The 14,157-nt window shown below is 66.7% G+C and carries 14 protein-coding genes; 7 read left to right on the top strand and 7 right to left on the bottom strand.

The window, feature by feature from the left end; genetic code table 11:
• Positions 1–58 precede the first annotated feature (58 nt).
• Positions 59–1,405 (bottom strand): MATE family efflux transporter, encoded by a 1,347-nt coding sequence (locus JNO53_RS10630; protein WP_203110730.1) that lies wholly within the window; start codon positions 1,403–1,405, stop codon positions 59–61.
• A 113-nt stretch (positions 1,406–1,518) separates the two neighbouring features.
• Here JNO53_RS10630 and JNO53_RS10625 point away from each other — a divergent pair, with 113 nt between their 5' ends.
• From JNO53_RS10625 to arsC, 3 genes are all read left to right on the top strand, one after another.
• Positions 1,519–2,277, top strand: coding sequence for a class II aldolase/adducin family protein (locus JNO53_RS10625; RefSeq protein WP_203110728.1), 759 nt, complete (start codon positions 1,519–1,521; stop codon positions 2,275–2,277).
• Between the two features lie 22 nt (positions 2,278–2,299).
• Positions 2,300–2,854, top strand: coding sequence for a (2Fe-2S)-binding protein (locus JNO53_RS10620; RefSeq protein WP_203110726.1), 555 nt, complete (start codon positions 2,300–2,302; stop codon positions 2,852–2,854).
• Positions 2,855–2,920: 66 nt separating this feature from the next.
• Positions 2,921–3,265, top strand: a complete 345-nt coding sequence (arsC, locus tag JNO53_RS10615) for an arsenate reductase (glutaredoxin) (RefSeq protein WP_203110725.1) — start codon at positions 2,921–2,923, stop codon at positions 3,263–3,265.
• Here arsC and JNO53_RS10610 read toward each other — a convergent pair.
• Positions 3,262–4,635, bottom strand: a complete 1,374-nt coding sequence (locus JNO53_RS10610) for an MFS transporter (RefSeq protein WP_203110717.1) — start codon at positions 4,633–4,635, stop codon at positions 3,262–3,264. The genes arsC and JNO53_RS10610 overlap by 4 nt on opposite strands.
• Positions 4,636–4,736: 101 nt before the next feature.
• Here JNO53_RS10610 and JNO53_RS10605 point away from each other — a divergent pair, with 101 nt between their 5' ends.
• On the top strand, positions 4,737–5,363 hold the full coding sequence (locus JNO53_RS10605) for a class I SAM-dependent methyltransferase (protein WP_203110959.1): 627 nt from the start codon (positions 4,737–4,739) through the stop codon (positions 5,361–5,363).
• 22 nt (positions 5,364–5,385) lie between these two features.
• Here JNO53_RS10605 and JNO53_RS10600 read toward each other — a convergent pair whose 3' ends face one another.
• Positions 5,386–6,201: a glycerophosphoryl diester phosphodiesterase membrane domain-containing protein gene (locus JNO53_RS10600; RefSeq protein WP_203110715.1), complete on the bottom strand. Its 816-nt coding sequence runs from the start codon at positions 6,199–6,201 to the stop codon at positions 5,386–5,388.
• Between the two features lie 67 nt (positions 6,202–6,268).
• Here JNO53_RS10600 and lipB point away from each other — a divergent pair, with 67 nt between their 5' ends.
• Both lipB and JNO53_RS10590 read left to right on the top strand, forming a co-directional pair.
• On the top strand, positions 6,269–6,940 hold the full coding sequence (gene lipB, locus JNO53_RS10595; RefSeq protein WP_203110713.1) for a lipoyl(octanoyl) transferase LipB: 672 nt from the start codon (positions 6,269–6,271) through the stop codon (positions 6,938–6,940).
• Positions 6,937–7,296: a hypothetical protein gene (locus JNO53_RS10590; RefSeq protein WP_203110705.1), complete on the top strand. Its 360-nt coding sequence runs from the start codon at positions 6,937–6,939 to the stop codon at positions 7,294–7,296. Before lipB ends, JNO53_RS10590 begins: the two co-directional genes overlap by 4 nt.
• 93 nt (positions 7,297–7,389) lie before the next feature.
• Here the strand turns inward: JNO53_RS10590 and JNO53_RS10585 are convergent, their stop codons facing one another.
• A complete protein-coding gene (locus tag JNO53_RS10585; RefSeq protein WP_203110703.1) occupies positions 7,390–8,496 on the bottom strand; it encodes an alkene reductase in 1,107 nt (368 codons plus the stop codon).
• A 54-nt stretch (positions 8,497–8,550) separates the two neighbouring features.
• On the opposite strand from JNO53_RS10585, the gene JNO53_RS10580 reads away from it, so the two are divergent.
• Positions 8,551–9,474, top strand: a complete 924-nt coding sequence (locus JNO53_RS10580) for a DMT family transporter (RefSeq protein ID WP_203110701.1) — start codon at positions 8,551–8,553, stop codon at positions 9,472–9,474.
• Here JNO53_RS10580 and JNO53_RS10575 read toward each other — a convergent pair.
• The 3 genes from JNO53_RS10575 to nadA form a co-directional block, all read right to left on the bottom strand.
• Positions 9,471–10,802, bottom strand: a complete 1,332-nt coding sequence (locus tag JNO53_RS10575; protein WP_203110699.1) for a DUF2254 domain-containing protein — start codon at positions 10,800–10,802, stop codon at positions 9,471–9,473. The two genes, JNO53_RS10580 and JNO53_RS10575, sit on opposite strands and share 4 nt — an antisense overlap.
• Positions 10,803–10,842: 40 nt before the next feature.
• Positions 10,843–12,966, bottom strand: a complete 2,124-nt coding sequence (locus JNO53_RS10570; protein ID WP_203110697.1) for a prolyl oligopeptidase family serine peptidase — start codon at positions 12,964–12,966, stop codon at positions 10,843–10,845.
• A 146-nt stretch (positions 12,967–13,112) separates the two neighbouring features.
• Positions 13,113–14,099 carry a quinolinate synthase NadA gene (nadA, locus tag JNO53_RS10565; RefSeq protein ID WP_203110695.1) on the bottom strand — a complete coding sequence of 329 codons (987 nt, stop codon included), beginning with the start codon at positions 14,097–14,099 and terminating at the stop codon, positions 13,113–13,115.
• Positions 14,100–14,157 lie beyond the last annotated feature (58 nt).

Below are 14,157 nucleotides of genomic sequence, written 5' to 3'. Positions count from 1 at the left end.
AAAATCCCAGCCCCCCGGATAGAGCGGGGAGGTATGGCCAAGGATGGTTAACGAACGGTCACTGCCGCCCGGGAAAGTGCCGCAATGCGCGCCAGACGATCAAGGCCGCGACCGCCCCGCCAACGACGTTCGCGGCAAGCTCGGCGGCATAGACCGCTTCCGCGCCCCAGCGTGGACGCAGCAACCAGCCGATGGGCAGCATGACCAGGAACACCCGTGCGCAGCTCTGCGTCAGGGCCCAGCTTGCTTTGTCGACCGCATTGAGTGCGCCATTGGCGACGATTACCAGCCCGAACCCGGCATAACCCCAGGCGGCGATGCGCAGATAGCTGTCGAACTCGGCGATCACCGCCGGATCGTCGGTGAAGAACCGCGCGAACCATTCGCCCGCGGCGAACAGCACGAAGGCGAGCGCAATGCCGTAGACGAGGCAGAACACGCCTGCCTCCAGCATCGCGAGCCGTGCCCGGTCGGGCCGCCCAGCGCCCCAGTTCTGTCCGACGATCGCCCCAATCGACCCGGAGAGGCCGAGCAGCGGCACCACCGCGAAGCTCTGCAGACGCCCGGCCGCGCCGAAACCCGCCACCGCGGCTTCCCCCTGCGCGGCGAGCAGTGCGGTGAGGATCGACAGTCCGATCGGGTTGACCGCGTTCGAGAAAGCGGCTGGCCCGGCGACGCGCAGGATCGCACGGGCGGATTCGCCGAAACGGGACTGACGGATCAGGCTCGGTTTTATCGGCAGCTCGGTGCCGGCGATCAGCCACAGGGCGACGCCGATGGCGAGCGCATATCCGGCGATCGAGGCGTAGGCCGCGCCCGCCATGCCGAAACCGGCAAATCCGAAGGCACCGGAGATCAGCAGCGGATCGAGGACCCAATTCGCGATGGCGAAAGTGAATGCGACGACCGTGGTCTTGCGCGCCTCCCCCTGGCCGCGCAGCACGCCGTTGAGCGCCATCTGCAACAGCAGCACAGGCATGCCCAGCGCGAATGGGGCCATGTAAGCCCGGATCAGCGGCAGCAGTGCGTCCGATGCCTGCATGAGGCGGAACAGCGGATCGAGCAGCAGATAGAGCGTCAGCCCCAGGATCGCGCCGAGCACGACCGCGAACACCGCACCGAAGTTCGCCCGCCGCGCGGCCTGCGCGGTATCGCCAGCACCCAGCGCCCGCGCGATCACGGAATTGACACCGACCATGACGCCGACCCCGAGACTGGAGAGCGCAATGGTGACCGGAAACACGAATGCGACCGCCGCCAGCTCCGCGCTGCCAAGCTGGCCGATGAAATAGGCGTCGATGAGCCCGACCGACATGATCGCCGCAACGCCGATGATCATGGGCAGGGTTTGGGTCACGAGGTGGCCGCGGATCGATCCGCGCGTCAGCTTGGCGCCCTCGCTCATGCGCTTGCCGATAGCGCCGCCCCGCACGATTGCAAGGTCGCCGGGCCGGCGCTTGTGCAGGGGGGATGCTCCGTGCGATAAGTGGCACAAAGCAATCGAAGGAGAGAGTGCTCGTGGCGACTCAGCTCAAACCCCGCATGGAATGCAGCGAGGCCGAATGGCAGGCCCGGCTCGATCTCGCCGCATGCTACCGCATTTTCGATCATTTCGGCTGGTCGGAATCGATCTACAACCACATCTCGGTGAGGGTGCCGGGAGAGGACAACGCGTTCCTCATCAACCCGTTCGGTCTGCTCTATTCGGAAGTCAGCGCCTCCAACCTCGTGAAGATCGACATCGACGGCAATGTGCTCTCGGGCAATTACCCGGTGAACAAGGCGGGCTTCACCCAGCACGCCTATTTCCACCGCCACCTCGATTGGGCGCACGCGATCTGCCACACGCACACCACCGAGGCGATGGCGGTCTCCAGCACCGAAGGCGGACTGCTGCCGATCAGCTTCTACGCCTGCAACTTCCAGGGCCAGATCGGTTATCACGATTTCGAAGGCGTGACCGTGCGCGAGGAGGAAGGCGAGCGGCTGCTCGCGAACCTCGGCGACAAGCGCATCCTGATGCTGCGCAACCACGGCCCGGTGGTGCTTGGCCGCACGATCCACGAGATGTTCGTTCAGGCCTGGGCGCTTCAGCGCGCCTGCGAGATCCAGGTTGCGACGCTCAGCCAGGGCCGGCCGATCCACGTCTCGCAGGAGGTCATCAACGTCCACCAGCGCGATCTCAGCCAGGCGCAGGCACCGGGCGGGCCGGGCTACGCCGACTTCGAGGCGTGGAAGCGCAAGGTCGATCGGATCGATTCGAGCTGGCGCGACTGAGAACCAAGCTCCGCCGAACCGAATGCCCGCGCTCACCGTCAACGACCGCCCGGTCCGCTTCGACATGGACCCGGAGACGCCGCTGCTCTGGGCGCTGCGTGACGCGGCGAATCTCACCGGCACCAAGTATGGCTGCGGCGTGGGCGATTGCCATGCCTGCACCGTGATCGTCGATGGCGAGGCGCTCCGATCGTGCCTGATCACGCTGGCCGAGGCCGAGGGGCGTTACGTCACCACGATCGAGGGGCTCAGCCGCGACCGCTCGCATCCGGTGCAGCAGGCGCTCGTGGCGGAGCAGGCGATCCAGTGCGGCTTCTGCACACCCGGCATAGCCATGGCGGCGGCCGCGCTGATCGAGGCCAATCCCGATCCATCCGAAGAGGCGATAAGGCAGGCGATCCCGAACCTGTGCCGCTGCGGCGTCTATCCGCGGCTCGTCCGCGCCATCCAGCGCGCCGGCCGGGTCGCGCGGCGGGTCGAACGCATCAGCGCCGCCCCCGCGCCGGGGATCAGCGCCGACGATGCGGCTGCGGAAGTGCCGGCAATGGCTGCGCCGCAGAGCGAGGCGCGGGAATAGCGCGCGGTTCAGGGACTCGCGAAATTGCCGCGCCGGCGCTAACCGTTCCTGCAAAGGAGACCGGCGATGAAAGCAACCATCTGGCACAACCCGAACTGCAGCAAGTCGCGTGCGGCGCTCGAGACGCTGCGCGGGCGTGACGACATCGAGCTCGAGGTCGTCGAGTATCTCAAGAACCCACCGAGCCGCGACAAGCTGACCCAGCTCTACAGCGATGCGGGAATCGCACCGCGCGAGGGCATCCGGACCCAGGGCACCGATGCGAAGGAGCGCGGATTGACCGAAGCCGACGACGACACCGTGCTCGACGCCATGGCCGCCGATCCCAAGCTGATCGAACGTCCGCTGGTCGAGACGGAGAAGGGCGTGCGGCTGTGCCGTCCGACCGAACGGATCGAGGAAATTCTCTAGTCGTCGTCCGCGGTGCGACCTTCCAGCAGGTCGTCTGACTGGAGCGAGCGCCAGCCGAACGCGAACACGGCCGCGCACAGCAGGCAGATCGCGGCGAAGCCGATCCACGCGTGATGGCCGTAGAGCCACACGCCCGCCGCGGGTGCGACGATATAGGCCGCGCCGTTGACCGAGGCGACGATGCCGCCGATTTGCCCCTGCTCGCCCCGCGTCACCGCGAGCGAGGAGCCCGCGGTGAAGCCCGGGCGATAAAGGCCGAACCCGAGCGATGCGACCGCAAAGCCGAGCGCGATCGAATGCAGGTCCTGCGCCACCGAAAAGCCGATCACGCCGATGATCGCCAGCGCCATGCCCCAGAGCGTGGAGGAACGCGGACCCAGTTTGAGCATGGGAATCAGGCCCCACTGCGCGAGCAGCGTGGCGATCGCGCCGCACATCAGCACCAGGCCGATCGGCCCCGTGCCCGCCGAGGGATCGGTCCGCAGCCCCAGCCGGTCGAGAATGAAAAACCCGATGATGCCCAGCGTCGCCGCCTGAGCATGGCCGCCCAGCAATCCCGCCACCAGCCAGGGCCGCAGCCGCCTGTCGCGCCAGGACAGATCGGGGATCGCCTCGGGCGCGGGCAGAGCATCCTCCCGCTCCTCCTCGTCCTCCCCCCGGACGACGTTGGGATTCGAATTCGCACTGAAGGGAACAGCCACGACGTCGCCGCGCGCGGCGAATGTCGGCGCGTCATTCGGCAGGCGCAGGCGCAGTGCGATCAGCACCGCCGCGCCGACCAGCGCGAAGGCGAAGAACGGGCCGACCAGTCCCGTTGCAGGGAAGATCAGCAGCGGCGCCAGCGCCGGACCGATCACCGTACCCAGCCCGAAGCTGGAGGCGATCAGGGCCATCGCCTTGGTCCGCTCGGCGCGCGGCGTGCGGCTTGCGACATAGGCCTGGACGGCGGGCGGTGCGGCCGAGCCGAACCCGCCGTAGAGACTGCGCGCGGCGGCGAAGAAAATCAGCGTCGCCGCAGCGGAGATTGCGCCGGCCAGTCCGAACATCAGGACGAGGCCGCACAGCGCGAACGACGCGATGAAGCCGACAAGGCCGATCGCCATCATCGCCTTGCGTCCTCGCCGGTCGGAGCGGCGTGCCCAGATCGGCGCGCAGATCACCCACAGCAGCGCCGACCAGGTATAGGCTATGCTGATCCACACGTCCGCCACACCCAGCGCCGTGCCGACCGAGGGCATGACGGACTGCATCGCGGTATTCCCCGCCGCCGTCACCAGCATGACGAGGAACAGCAGCACCATGCGCCCGCGCGAGATCCTTTGCGCCGCAGGCGCTTCGATCGGGGGAAGGTGGGGGTCCCTGTCGGCCATCGCGCTCATCGCTAGGCTCGCCGCGGAGCGCTTGCAATACGCCCGTGGATTTGCGAACGCGAACGGCGCAACCGCGAACGAGGCAACATTTCTTGGCCCAAATGAACGAATTGGCGGTCGAACCGCGTACCCGCCTCCGCGATCGCACCGCCCGGCTGTTCGGGCAATGGGGCGTTTTCTTCCGCGGTTTCGTGGAACATCCGCGCATGGTCGGCTCGATCATCCCGTCCTCCCGCTTCACGATCCGCAAGATGCTCGGCCCGGTGAACTGGGCCGAATGCAAGCTGTTCGTGGAGTATGGGCCCGGCGTCGGCACTTTCTGCCGCCCGGTGCTCGAGCGGCTGCCGCGCGACGGCAAGCTGCTCGTGATCGACACCAATCCGCTCTACATCGACTATCTGAAACGGACGATCACCGACGGCCGCTTCGTCGCCGTCCACGGGTCGGCTGCCGATGTGAAGGAGATCGTCCGCGCGATCGGGTACGAGGAGGCGGACTACGTGCTCTCCGGCCTGCCGTTCTCGACCCTGCCCGACGGGGTGGGACCCGCCATTGCCGAGGCGACGCACGACGTGCTGCGTCCGGGCGGGGCGTTCCTCGTCTATCAGTTCAGCGCCAAGGCACGCGACTTCATGGCCAAGCACTTCGCGCGTATCGAGCAGGGCTTCGAGCTGTGGAACGTCCTGCCGTGCCAGCTCTTCTGGGGCTGGAAGGACGAGGCGGCCTGAGCCGCCTCGCTTCCGATCTTCCTTATTCGAAGGCTTCGCTGACCGCCTCGGCCGAGGGGCCCGCGAGCTGCTTGTAGACCGCGGCGAGCACGCACACGATCAGCACGCTCCAGATCGCGGCGATGATCCCGCTGAGCGCCCCGCCGACGAGCAGGCCCGCCGTGTTCTGGCCGAGCATGGCGACGAACAGGCCCGAGATCATGCTGATGACGATCCCGACCACGATCACGCCGATCGCCAGGAGCAGGTAGAAGCCGAACAGTCGCAGGCTGTTGCCCTTGGTGAGGCGCCACGAATTGCGCAGCGCCGTGATCGGATTGAGATTGGCGCCGATCACCATTTCCGGCGAGACGAGCGAGAACTTCACCATCACGTACGCAAATATGACGAAGGCGAGCAGGCCCACGAGCACGCCCGCAGCGGGCCCGCCCAGTCCCGCCGCGACGCCGACGGGCACGCCCAGCACGATCGACAGGCCGAGAACGAGAAGGATCTGCGCCGCGATATAGGGGATCAGCGTGATGAGCCCGGTCCTGATCGCCTCGCCCACGGTCGGCCGGCGGTCGTGCAGCAATGCTAGGAGCGACAGCGTTCCCACCGACTGGATGATCCCCAGCAGCAAAAACCAGATGCCGTTGTCGGCGTAGAACGCCTGGAAGGCGGCCATCGGGTCCTCCGGATTGACCTCGGCCGGGCCGGTCATCATCTCCGGCACCAGCAGCGCGAGTGCGAGGTTGGGCAGAAATATGAAGATGCCCGCGATCACGGCGAGCAATTCCTTGTTCGCACCGACCATCGCGGTCGCTTCGTTCCACGCGCGTCCCATGTCGAATTTCATGGCATGTCCCCTCGTTGCGGTGCCTTTGCCCTTGATAAGCTGCGCGGGGCGCGCCACGCAATCGGCAATGTCCGGCAATACCCAGTCAGAAATCGAATGGCGGCGCGAGGCTGCGCCCGTGCCTTATCGGGAAGCACTGTCCGAAATGGAGGCGCGCAACCGCGCTATTGCCGAGGGTGAGGCGGGGGAGCTCGTCTGGCTGCTCGAACATCCGCCGGTCTATACCGCCGGCACGAGCGCCGCGGCCGCCGAGATGCTCGACCCGCGCTTCGAGGTTGTCGAGGCGGGGCGGGGCGGTCGTTACACCTATCATGGTCCGGGCCAGCGGATCGGCTACGTCCTGCTCGACCTGAACCGTCGCGGGAAGGACGTGCGCTGTTTCGTCCATGCGATCGAAGGCTGGGTGATCGACACACTGGCGGACTTCGGGGTCGAATCCTGGCGCGCCGAAGGGCGGATAGGCATCTGGACGCACGACATCGACGGCAGCGAAGCCAAGATCGGCGCGATCGGCGTGCGGGTGCGCCGGTGGGTCACCATGCACGGCTTCGCGGTCAACCTGGCGCCCGATCTCTCGCATTTCGCGGGGATCGTGCCCTGCGGTATCGCCGAATACGGGGTCACCAGCCTCCAGCGGCTCGGCGTCACGGTTGCGCCGGAGGAATGGGATGAGGCATTGGAGGCGCGCGGCGGGGGCTTTCTCGATGGCCTCGCGCGTGCTTGCGGAGTGAAGGCATGATGCACAAGACGATTGCGGTGGCCGGTCTGGCGGTGCTCCTTGCCGCCTGCGACGGCGGCGCCGACAGCGGGGCGGATGGCGGCACGGCCGAGGGCGAAGTGCTCGGCGGTACGATCAGCGACGAGATGCTGCCGCTCGACACGGTTCAGTCGCAGTCCCCGCCACTGCGCACCGAGCCGACCGGCGACGCAACTGGTGAAGACGGGGCGGAGGAGGCCGACGAAGCGTCCGATGCGCAGGAAGCTGGCGACGGCGATGAGGCGGCCGCCGATGCGGACGCCGGCGGCCCTCCGCAAATCCAGCTAAACCCCGCGCCGGAGCCCGAAGCTCCGGCAGATGAGGGCGAGCCGGATTAGGGCTTCGCCATCCCAGCTTTCGCTGGGATAACGGTGTTTCGGAAGGGCGGCTGGCGAGAACCGGCGGCCCCGCCCGCCACTGCCGGGCGAAGCTCAGGCCGCTGCGCTCTGCTCCATCAGCGTCGGGTAGTCGACGTACCCCTCCGGACCGCGCCCGTACCAGCTTTGCGGCACGCCCTTGTTCGGGGCGAGGTCGGCGCCGGCGCGGATACGGTCGGGCAGATCGGGGTTCGAGATGAAAGGACGGCCGAAGCTGATCGCGTCGGCGCGGCCCGCGTCGACATCCGCTGCCGCCTGCGCTGGATCATAATCGGAATTGAGGATCAGCGGTCCCGAATAGATGCTGCGGATCAGCGGGCTCTGCTTGGGCACCTCGGTACTGCCGAAGGTCCCGTCGGGCCCGGGTTCGCGCAGTTCGAGGAAGGCAATGCCGAGATCCTCCGCCACCTTGGCGGCAGCGCCGAAGGTCGCCGCAGGATCGCTGTCGTCGCAGCCCTGCGATTCGCCGTTGGGTGAAAGGCGCAGTCCCACGCGATCGGCGCCCCAGACGTCGATCAGCGCGGTCAGCACCTCGCGCAGCAGGCGTGCACGGTTTTCCGGCGAGCCGCCATATTCGTCCTCGCGAAGATTGGTGGAATCCCGCAGAAACTGGTCGATCAGATAGCCGTTCGCGCCGTGGAGCTGGACGCCGCCGAAGCCGGCCTTCTTCGCATTCTCGGCCGCCTTGCGATAATCCTCGACCACGCGCGCGATGTCCGCCACGCTCAGCGCGCGGGCCGGCTCGTAATCCTTGCGCCCTTCGTAGGTGTGGGCGTGTCCGGGTCCCGTCGTCGCGCTGGCGGAGACGGGCGGCGCGCCGTCGAGAAAGTCGGGGTGGACCAGCCGGCCCATGTGCCAGAGCTGGAGCACGATCAGCCCGCCTTCGCGGTGCACTGCATCGGTGACCGGCTTCCAGCCTTCGACCTGCTCCTCGCTCCAGATGCCGGGCGCGCCCGGCCAGCCCGATCCTTCGACGCTGATCCCCGTCGCCTCGCTGATGATGAGCCCGGCGCCGGCGCGCTGGCGGTAATAGGTCGCCATCATCTCGTTCGGCACCACGCCGGGGAGGGTTGCGCGGCCGCGCGTCAGCGGTGCCATGAAGATGCGATTCTTCGCCTGGAGAGCACCCATGGTCAGCGGTTCGAACAGGTTCTCGTGCATTCGGGATACATCCTTTTTGCTGTCGCTTTCTGCCATTGGAGCTAGGGCCCGGTCATGGCGATCACAACCGAACCGATTGCGGAGAAAAACTATCAGGCGAGCGCCTGGCACTTCGCTGCGCTCGTCGGAGGCAACGTCGCGCTCGCGTTCGGCCCGTGGTTCGTGCGCATGGCCGACACCGGCCCGGTAGCCGCCGGTTTCTGGCGCATGGTAATCGCTCTGCCGGTCATCGCCCTGCTTGCCTGGCGTGCTCGCTCGCCGGGCCCGATCGACCGGCGGCTCTTGCTCCTGGTCGCCGCAGCCGGACTGTTCTTCGCCTTCGATCTGGCGAGCTGGCACGTCGGCATCGAGCGCACCCGGCTCGCCAACGCGACTCTGTTCGGCAACGCGGGCAGCGTGATCCTGATGATCTGGGGACTGCTGGCGCTGCGCCGGATACCCGGCACACGCGAGATTCTCGCGCTCGCAGCCGCGCTCGGCGGCGCCGCGATCCTCATGGGGCAGAGCCTCGAGATCTCGGCGGTAACGCTCGTGGGCGATCTGTTCTGTCTGCTCGCCGGCGTGTTCTACGTCTTCTATCTCCTGCCGGCGCAGCGCGCGCGGACCGGGCTGGGGCAGTGGACCGTCTTGCTCCTGGCCGGTCTCGCCGCCGCGCCCGTGCTGCTTGCGGTTGCGTTGGTGCTGGGCGAGCCGGTCTGGCCGGGAGAGGCCGGATGGACGCCTGTTGTCGGACTGGCAATTTCGAGCCAGGTTATCGGGCAAGGCTTGCTCGTGTTCTCGCTCAAACACTTTCCGCCGCTGGTGATCGGAGTCGCGCTCCTGACCCAACCGGCGATCGCCGCTGCGACCGGCTGGCTCGCATTCGGCGAAACGCTCGGCGTGCCCGATATGGCGGGCATGGTGCTTGTCGCCTGCGCGCTCGTATTCGCCAAAGTGGCGGAGCCGCGCGCTGCGCGCGCCGTGCCGCCCGAGCGCTAACGCGCCGCGTCTTCGGGAAACCCGTGCAGAAAGCGGCTGTAACCTTCTGCGACATCACGCATATCGGGACCTCCGATCGCGAGCTGCGCCTGTTCGTAGAGCCGCCTGCCTTCGTCGCGCAGCATGGCGATCCGCGCTTGGTCGGTGATAGGCGCCGCGGCGCTGCGCAGGACGTCGAAGGTGACAAGCGCCGCGGTGGGGCTGGTGGCGACGGCGCTGCGGATGGTTCCAAATCCGCGATGCAGGAAATGACCGAACGTTTCCGGCAGTGGATGCACACGCGCGTGTTCGGGATGGTCCTCCCATCGCCGCCGCAGATCGCGTCGTCCCAACTCCGCCGTAGCAGCGCCGAGCCAGTGGAGCGCGTTGATCGCGGTGAAAGGATCGTTGATCGCCGGCGATAGTGCGCGCAGCGCGATCTCGACCAGCTCGTCGATCAGGAACTGCGGATCCTGCTCTGCCGTGCGCGTGGCGCCGAACGAGAAGGCGTTTGCGGCCGCTTCGCCGACGGTCTCACATGATTCGCCCTCGCATACCCGCACCAGCGCCATTCCTGGATGAACGAAATCGCCGGTCCGCACCTCCAGCGCGATCGTGCAGTTCGCCCTCGCCGCGAGCGCCGCGAGCTCGTCGTAGTCGATCATCTGGACATAGCCGGTGTGCTCGCTCGGCACAGGCGTGCCGACGGGCGCCTCCCCCTCTTCGCCGGGGTTGTGATCGCGGGGATAATTATCCTCGATGTCGGCCAGCAGGCGCTTGCCGATACCGTGCAGCACGCTGTTGATGCGGATGCTGGATGGGACGTGATTGAGAAAATAGACAAGCACCGCCACCGACAATGCCATCAGCAAATAGGCAACCAGGAGCGATAGCTGCGGCACGAACCCAGGAAGCGTCGTGGCAACGGCTGCTTCGGCGGTAGCGGCCACCTCGTCCTCGGCACGCACCGTCCTCAGCACGGTAAGGGCGTAAACGAACGTTCCGATGAACGTGGCGAGGCTCAACTGGTTGCCGCGATCCTCCAGGAAGTTCGTCAGCAGCCGCGGGCCATAGGTGCCGCTGGCATAGGCGACCGCCGCGATGGTGATCGAGAACACGGTCGAGGCGACCCCGATCATCGACCCGGCCATCACGGTCAGCATATTGGCCGCGCCGTCGGGTCGCGCCGGTACGATCGCCTCCACCCGGCTGAGGAATTCGGCCGCGCCGATCCGATCGAGATGGACCAGGGTGAACGCGAGCGCCGCCGCCGCGATCGAGAACAGTGCCGGATAGAACCAATAGTTCGCCCCGAGCCGCGCGAGTAGCCACCTGAGGTCCGCCGTCATGCGCGTTAAACCCCTTGAGGAGCGGTACGTTGCCGCGCGCTCAGTCGATCTTCGCCAGTTCGCGGTTGAGGAAGGTCAGCAGCAGGGCCGCGCGCTTCGCGTCCTCGGCGTGGTCCGCGCCCACCGAATGGCCGCCTTCGCGGTATTCGTGGAAGTAGAGCGTCTGCCCCAGCGCCTCGTGCTTCGCCGCCATCTTGCGCGCGTGGCCCGGATGGACCCGGTCGTCGAGCGTCGAGCTGTAGTAGAAGGTCGCCGGATAACCCTCGACCGCGCGCAGATTTTGATAAGGCGACCATTCCTTCATGAACGCCCAATCCTCCGGCACTTCGGGATTACCGTACTCGGCCATCCACGAGGCGCCGGCGAGCAGCTTGTGATAGCGCTTCATATCGTCGAGCGGCGATCCGGAGATCACGGCCGCGTAGAGGTCTGGGCGCTGGTTCGCCGCGGCACCGACGAGCACACCCCCGTTGGAGCGGCCCGAGATGCCGATCCCGTCCGCCACCGCGAGGTTGTTCGCGATCAGGTCCTCGGCCACCGCGTGCAGATCGTCGAAGCTGTTCTGGCGCTTCTCGCGCAGAGCGTCCTCGTGCCAGCGCGGCCCGTATTCTCCGCCGCCGCGGATGTTTGCAAGCACGTAGGCATGCCCTTCCTCAAGCCAGAACAGCGCCAGCGGACCGCTCCGATAGGGCTCTGCCGTGAGGTACTTCGGGGTCTGCGCCGCACGGAAGCCGCCGTAAGCGTGCATCAGCGTCGGCAGCGGCCCCTCGGCGCCCTTTGGGCGGACGATGTAGTAGGGAACCTTGGTGCCGTCCTTCGAGGTGGCGAAGCGCTGCTCGACCGCGAATTTCGAGGCATCGAACTGTGCGGGCATCGAATCGACGACGCGCGGCTCAGCGCCCGGTGTGGCGGCATAGAGCGTCGGCGGCGTCAGCATGCCTTCGACCGTCACCAGCGCCAGATCGCTGCTGCCGCTCACTGCGGCGAGCGAGAGGGTGGAACTGTCGGGCAGGGCCATCTCCTCGGCCGTCCAGCCGCTTGCGCCCGGCGTCAGCGCGACGAGCTTGCCGGAGACGTCGTCGAGCAGCTTGATCCACAGGTTGCCTTGCGACGCAGCGACTTCTTCCAGCGCTTGCGATGCACTCGGTGCGAAGACGAGCGATGGCGCGGCGTCGCTGCCGGCGGCGATCTCCGCCAGCGGCCATGACACCAGCGAGCCGGCCGCGAAGGTGGCGCCGCCGGCCTCCAGCGGTGAATTGAGCTTGGCGATCATGCGCCCGCCCAGCACATCCTGGAAATCGGCATCCTCGGGCAATGGCAGGGCAACCGTCGCGCCATCTTCGCGCACCAGGCTGACACGGTTGGTCCAGAAGCTCGGCGAGACATTGACGAAGCGCCAGCGCGTCGTGCCGTCGAGAATCGAGAAGGCGCCCGCGCTGACCGCCTGCTGCTCGGCTTCGATCAGTTGCGGCGCTTCGGCGAGGTCCGCCCCGCGCTTCCACAGGCGGATCTGCCGCGGATAGCCGGAATCGGTCATGCTGCCGGCGCCGTACTCGGTGCCGACCATCAGCGTATCCGCATCGAACCAGGCGACGTTGGACTTCGCCGCGGGGAGGGTAAAGCCGCCCTCCACGAAGGCGCCGGTCGTCACATCGAATTCACGCACCACGTCCGCATCGGTGCCGCCGGGGCTGAGCGAGACGAGGCAGCGGGTATATTCGGGGGCCAGACAGTTCGCGCCGTGCCAGACCCAGCTTTCACCTTCCTGCTTGCCGAGGGCGTCGACGTCGATCAGCACACGCCATTCGGGCGTACCGGAAAGATAGCTGTCGAGCGAGGCGATGCGCCAGAGTCCGCGGGGATTGTCCTTGTCGCGCCAGAGGTTGGTGACCTGGTCGCCCTGGATCGCGGTCGGCATTGCGATCTGCCGCTCGTCGTCGAGTATCTGCCGTGCCCAGGCTTGGGCGATCGCATATTCGGGCTCGCCGGTCAGCTTCGCTTCGGTTTCCGCGTTCCACTTCTCCACCTGCTGGAGCGCGCGTTCGCCCTGGATTTCCTCCAGCCAGACATAGGGATCGTCGTCCGACACCGCATCCTGTGCGGCGAGCGCGGCGGGCAGCGAGAGGAAGGCGAGAGCGAAAGCGGTCGTGCGGTTCAGCAGCATTGGCACCTCTTTGTGGATGCGCGGGACCATACCGGTTTTGCCGCCCGATCAAAGGGGTGCGATGCGATCTAAACGTAGCCGGACACGTCAATCTTCGTCGTCCCTGCTCAGGCAGGACGACGGAAGAGGGCAGGAACGAGCGGGAGCTAGACCCGCCCCAGGTCCCCCTTGCCGATCGTGCCGCTCGCCATCTCCAGCATACGGTCGAGGCTCTGCTTGGCTTTGAGGCGCAGGCCTTCCTCGATCTCGATGCGCGGTTCGAGGTCCCGCAGGCAAGCGTAGAGCTTTTCCATCGTGTTGAGCGCCATGTAGGGGCAGATGTTGCACGAACAGTTGCCGTCCGCGCCGGGCGCACCGATAAAATTCTTCTCCGGCAGCGCCTTTTCCATCTGGTGGATGATGTGCGGCTCGGTCGCGACGATCAGCGTGTCGCCTTCGAAGGTGCGGGCGAACTGGAGGATGCCGCTGGTAGACCCGACGTAATCCGCATGATCGATGATCGTCGGCGGGCATTCCGGGTGCGCGGCGACCGGGGCGCCCGGATACTGTTCCTTCAGCTTCATCAGCTCGGTCTCGCTGAAGGCCTCGTGCACGATGCACACGCCGGGCCAGAGCAGCATCTCGCGGTTGAACTTGCGGCTGAGATAGCCGCCCAGGTGCCGGTCGGGGCCGAAGATGATCGGCTGGTCCTTGGGGATCTGGCTGATGATCGTCTCGGCAGAGGAACTCGTGACGATGACGTCCGACAGCGCCTTCACCTCGGTCGAGCAGTTGATGTAGGTCAGCGCGATGTGATCGGGGTGCGCCTCCCGGAAAGCCTTGAACTTCTCCGGCGGGCAGGAATCCTCGAGACTGCATCCGGCGTCCAGGTCCGGCAGGACGACGATCTTCTCCGGACTGAGGATCTTGGCCGTGTCGGCCATGAACTTCACACCGCAGAACGCGATCACGTCGGCATCGGTTTCCGCCGCCTTGCGCGAGAGCTCGAGCGAATCGCCGACGAAATCGGCGAGGTCCTGGATGTCCGGCTTCTGATAATAATGCGCCAGAATGACCGCATTGCGCTCCTTGCGCAGGCGATCGATCTCGGCGAGCAGATCGGTTCCGGCGGGGATCTTGTTTTCAATGGACATGCCAATCTCCTGTCGCGCTGGCATATAGGAAGCGGCCGCGCCTGTGTCGCGGAGTTAT

Source organism: Altererythrobacter sp. C41 (assembly GCF_016803135.1).
Lineage (GTDB): Bacteria > Pseudomonadota > Alphaproteobacteria > Sphingomonadales > Sphingomonadaceae > Pelagerythrobacter.
Note: the sequence above shows the minus strand (reverse complement) of the source record. Positions and strands in the feature narration are given on the sequence as shown.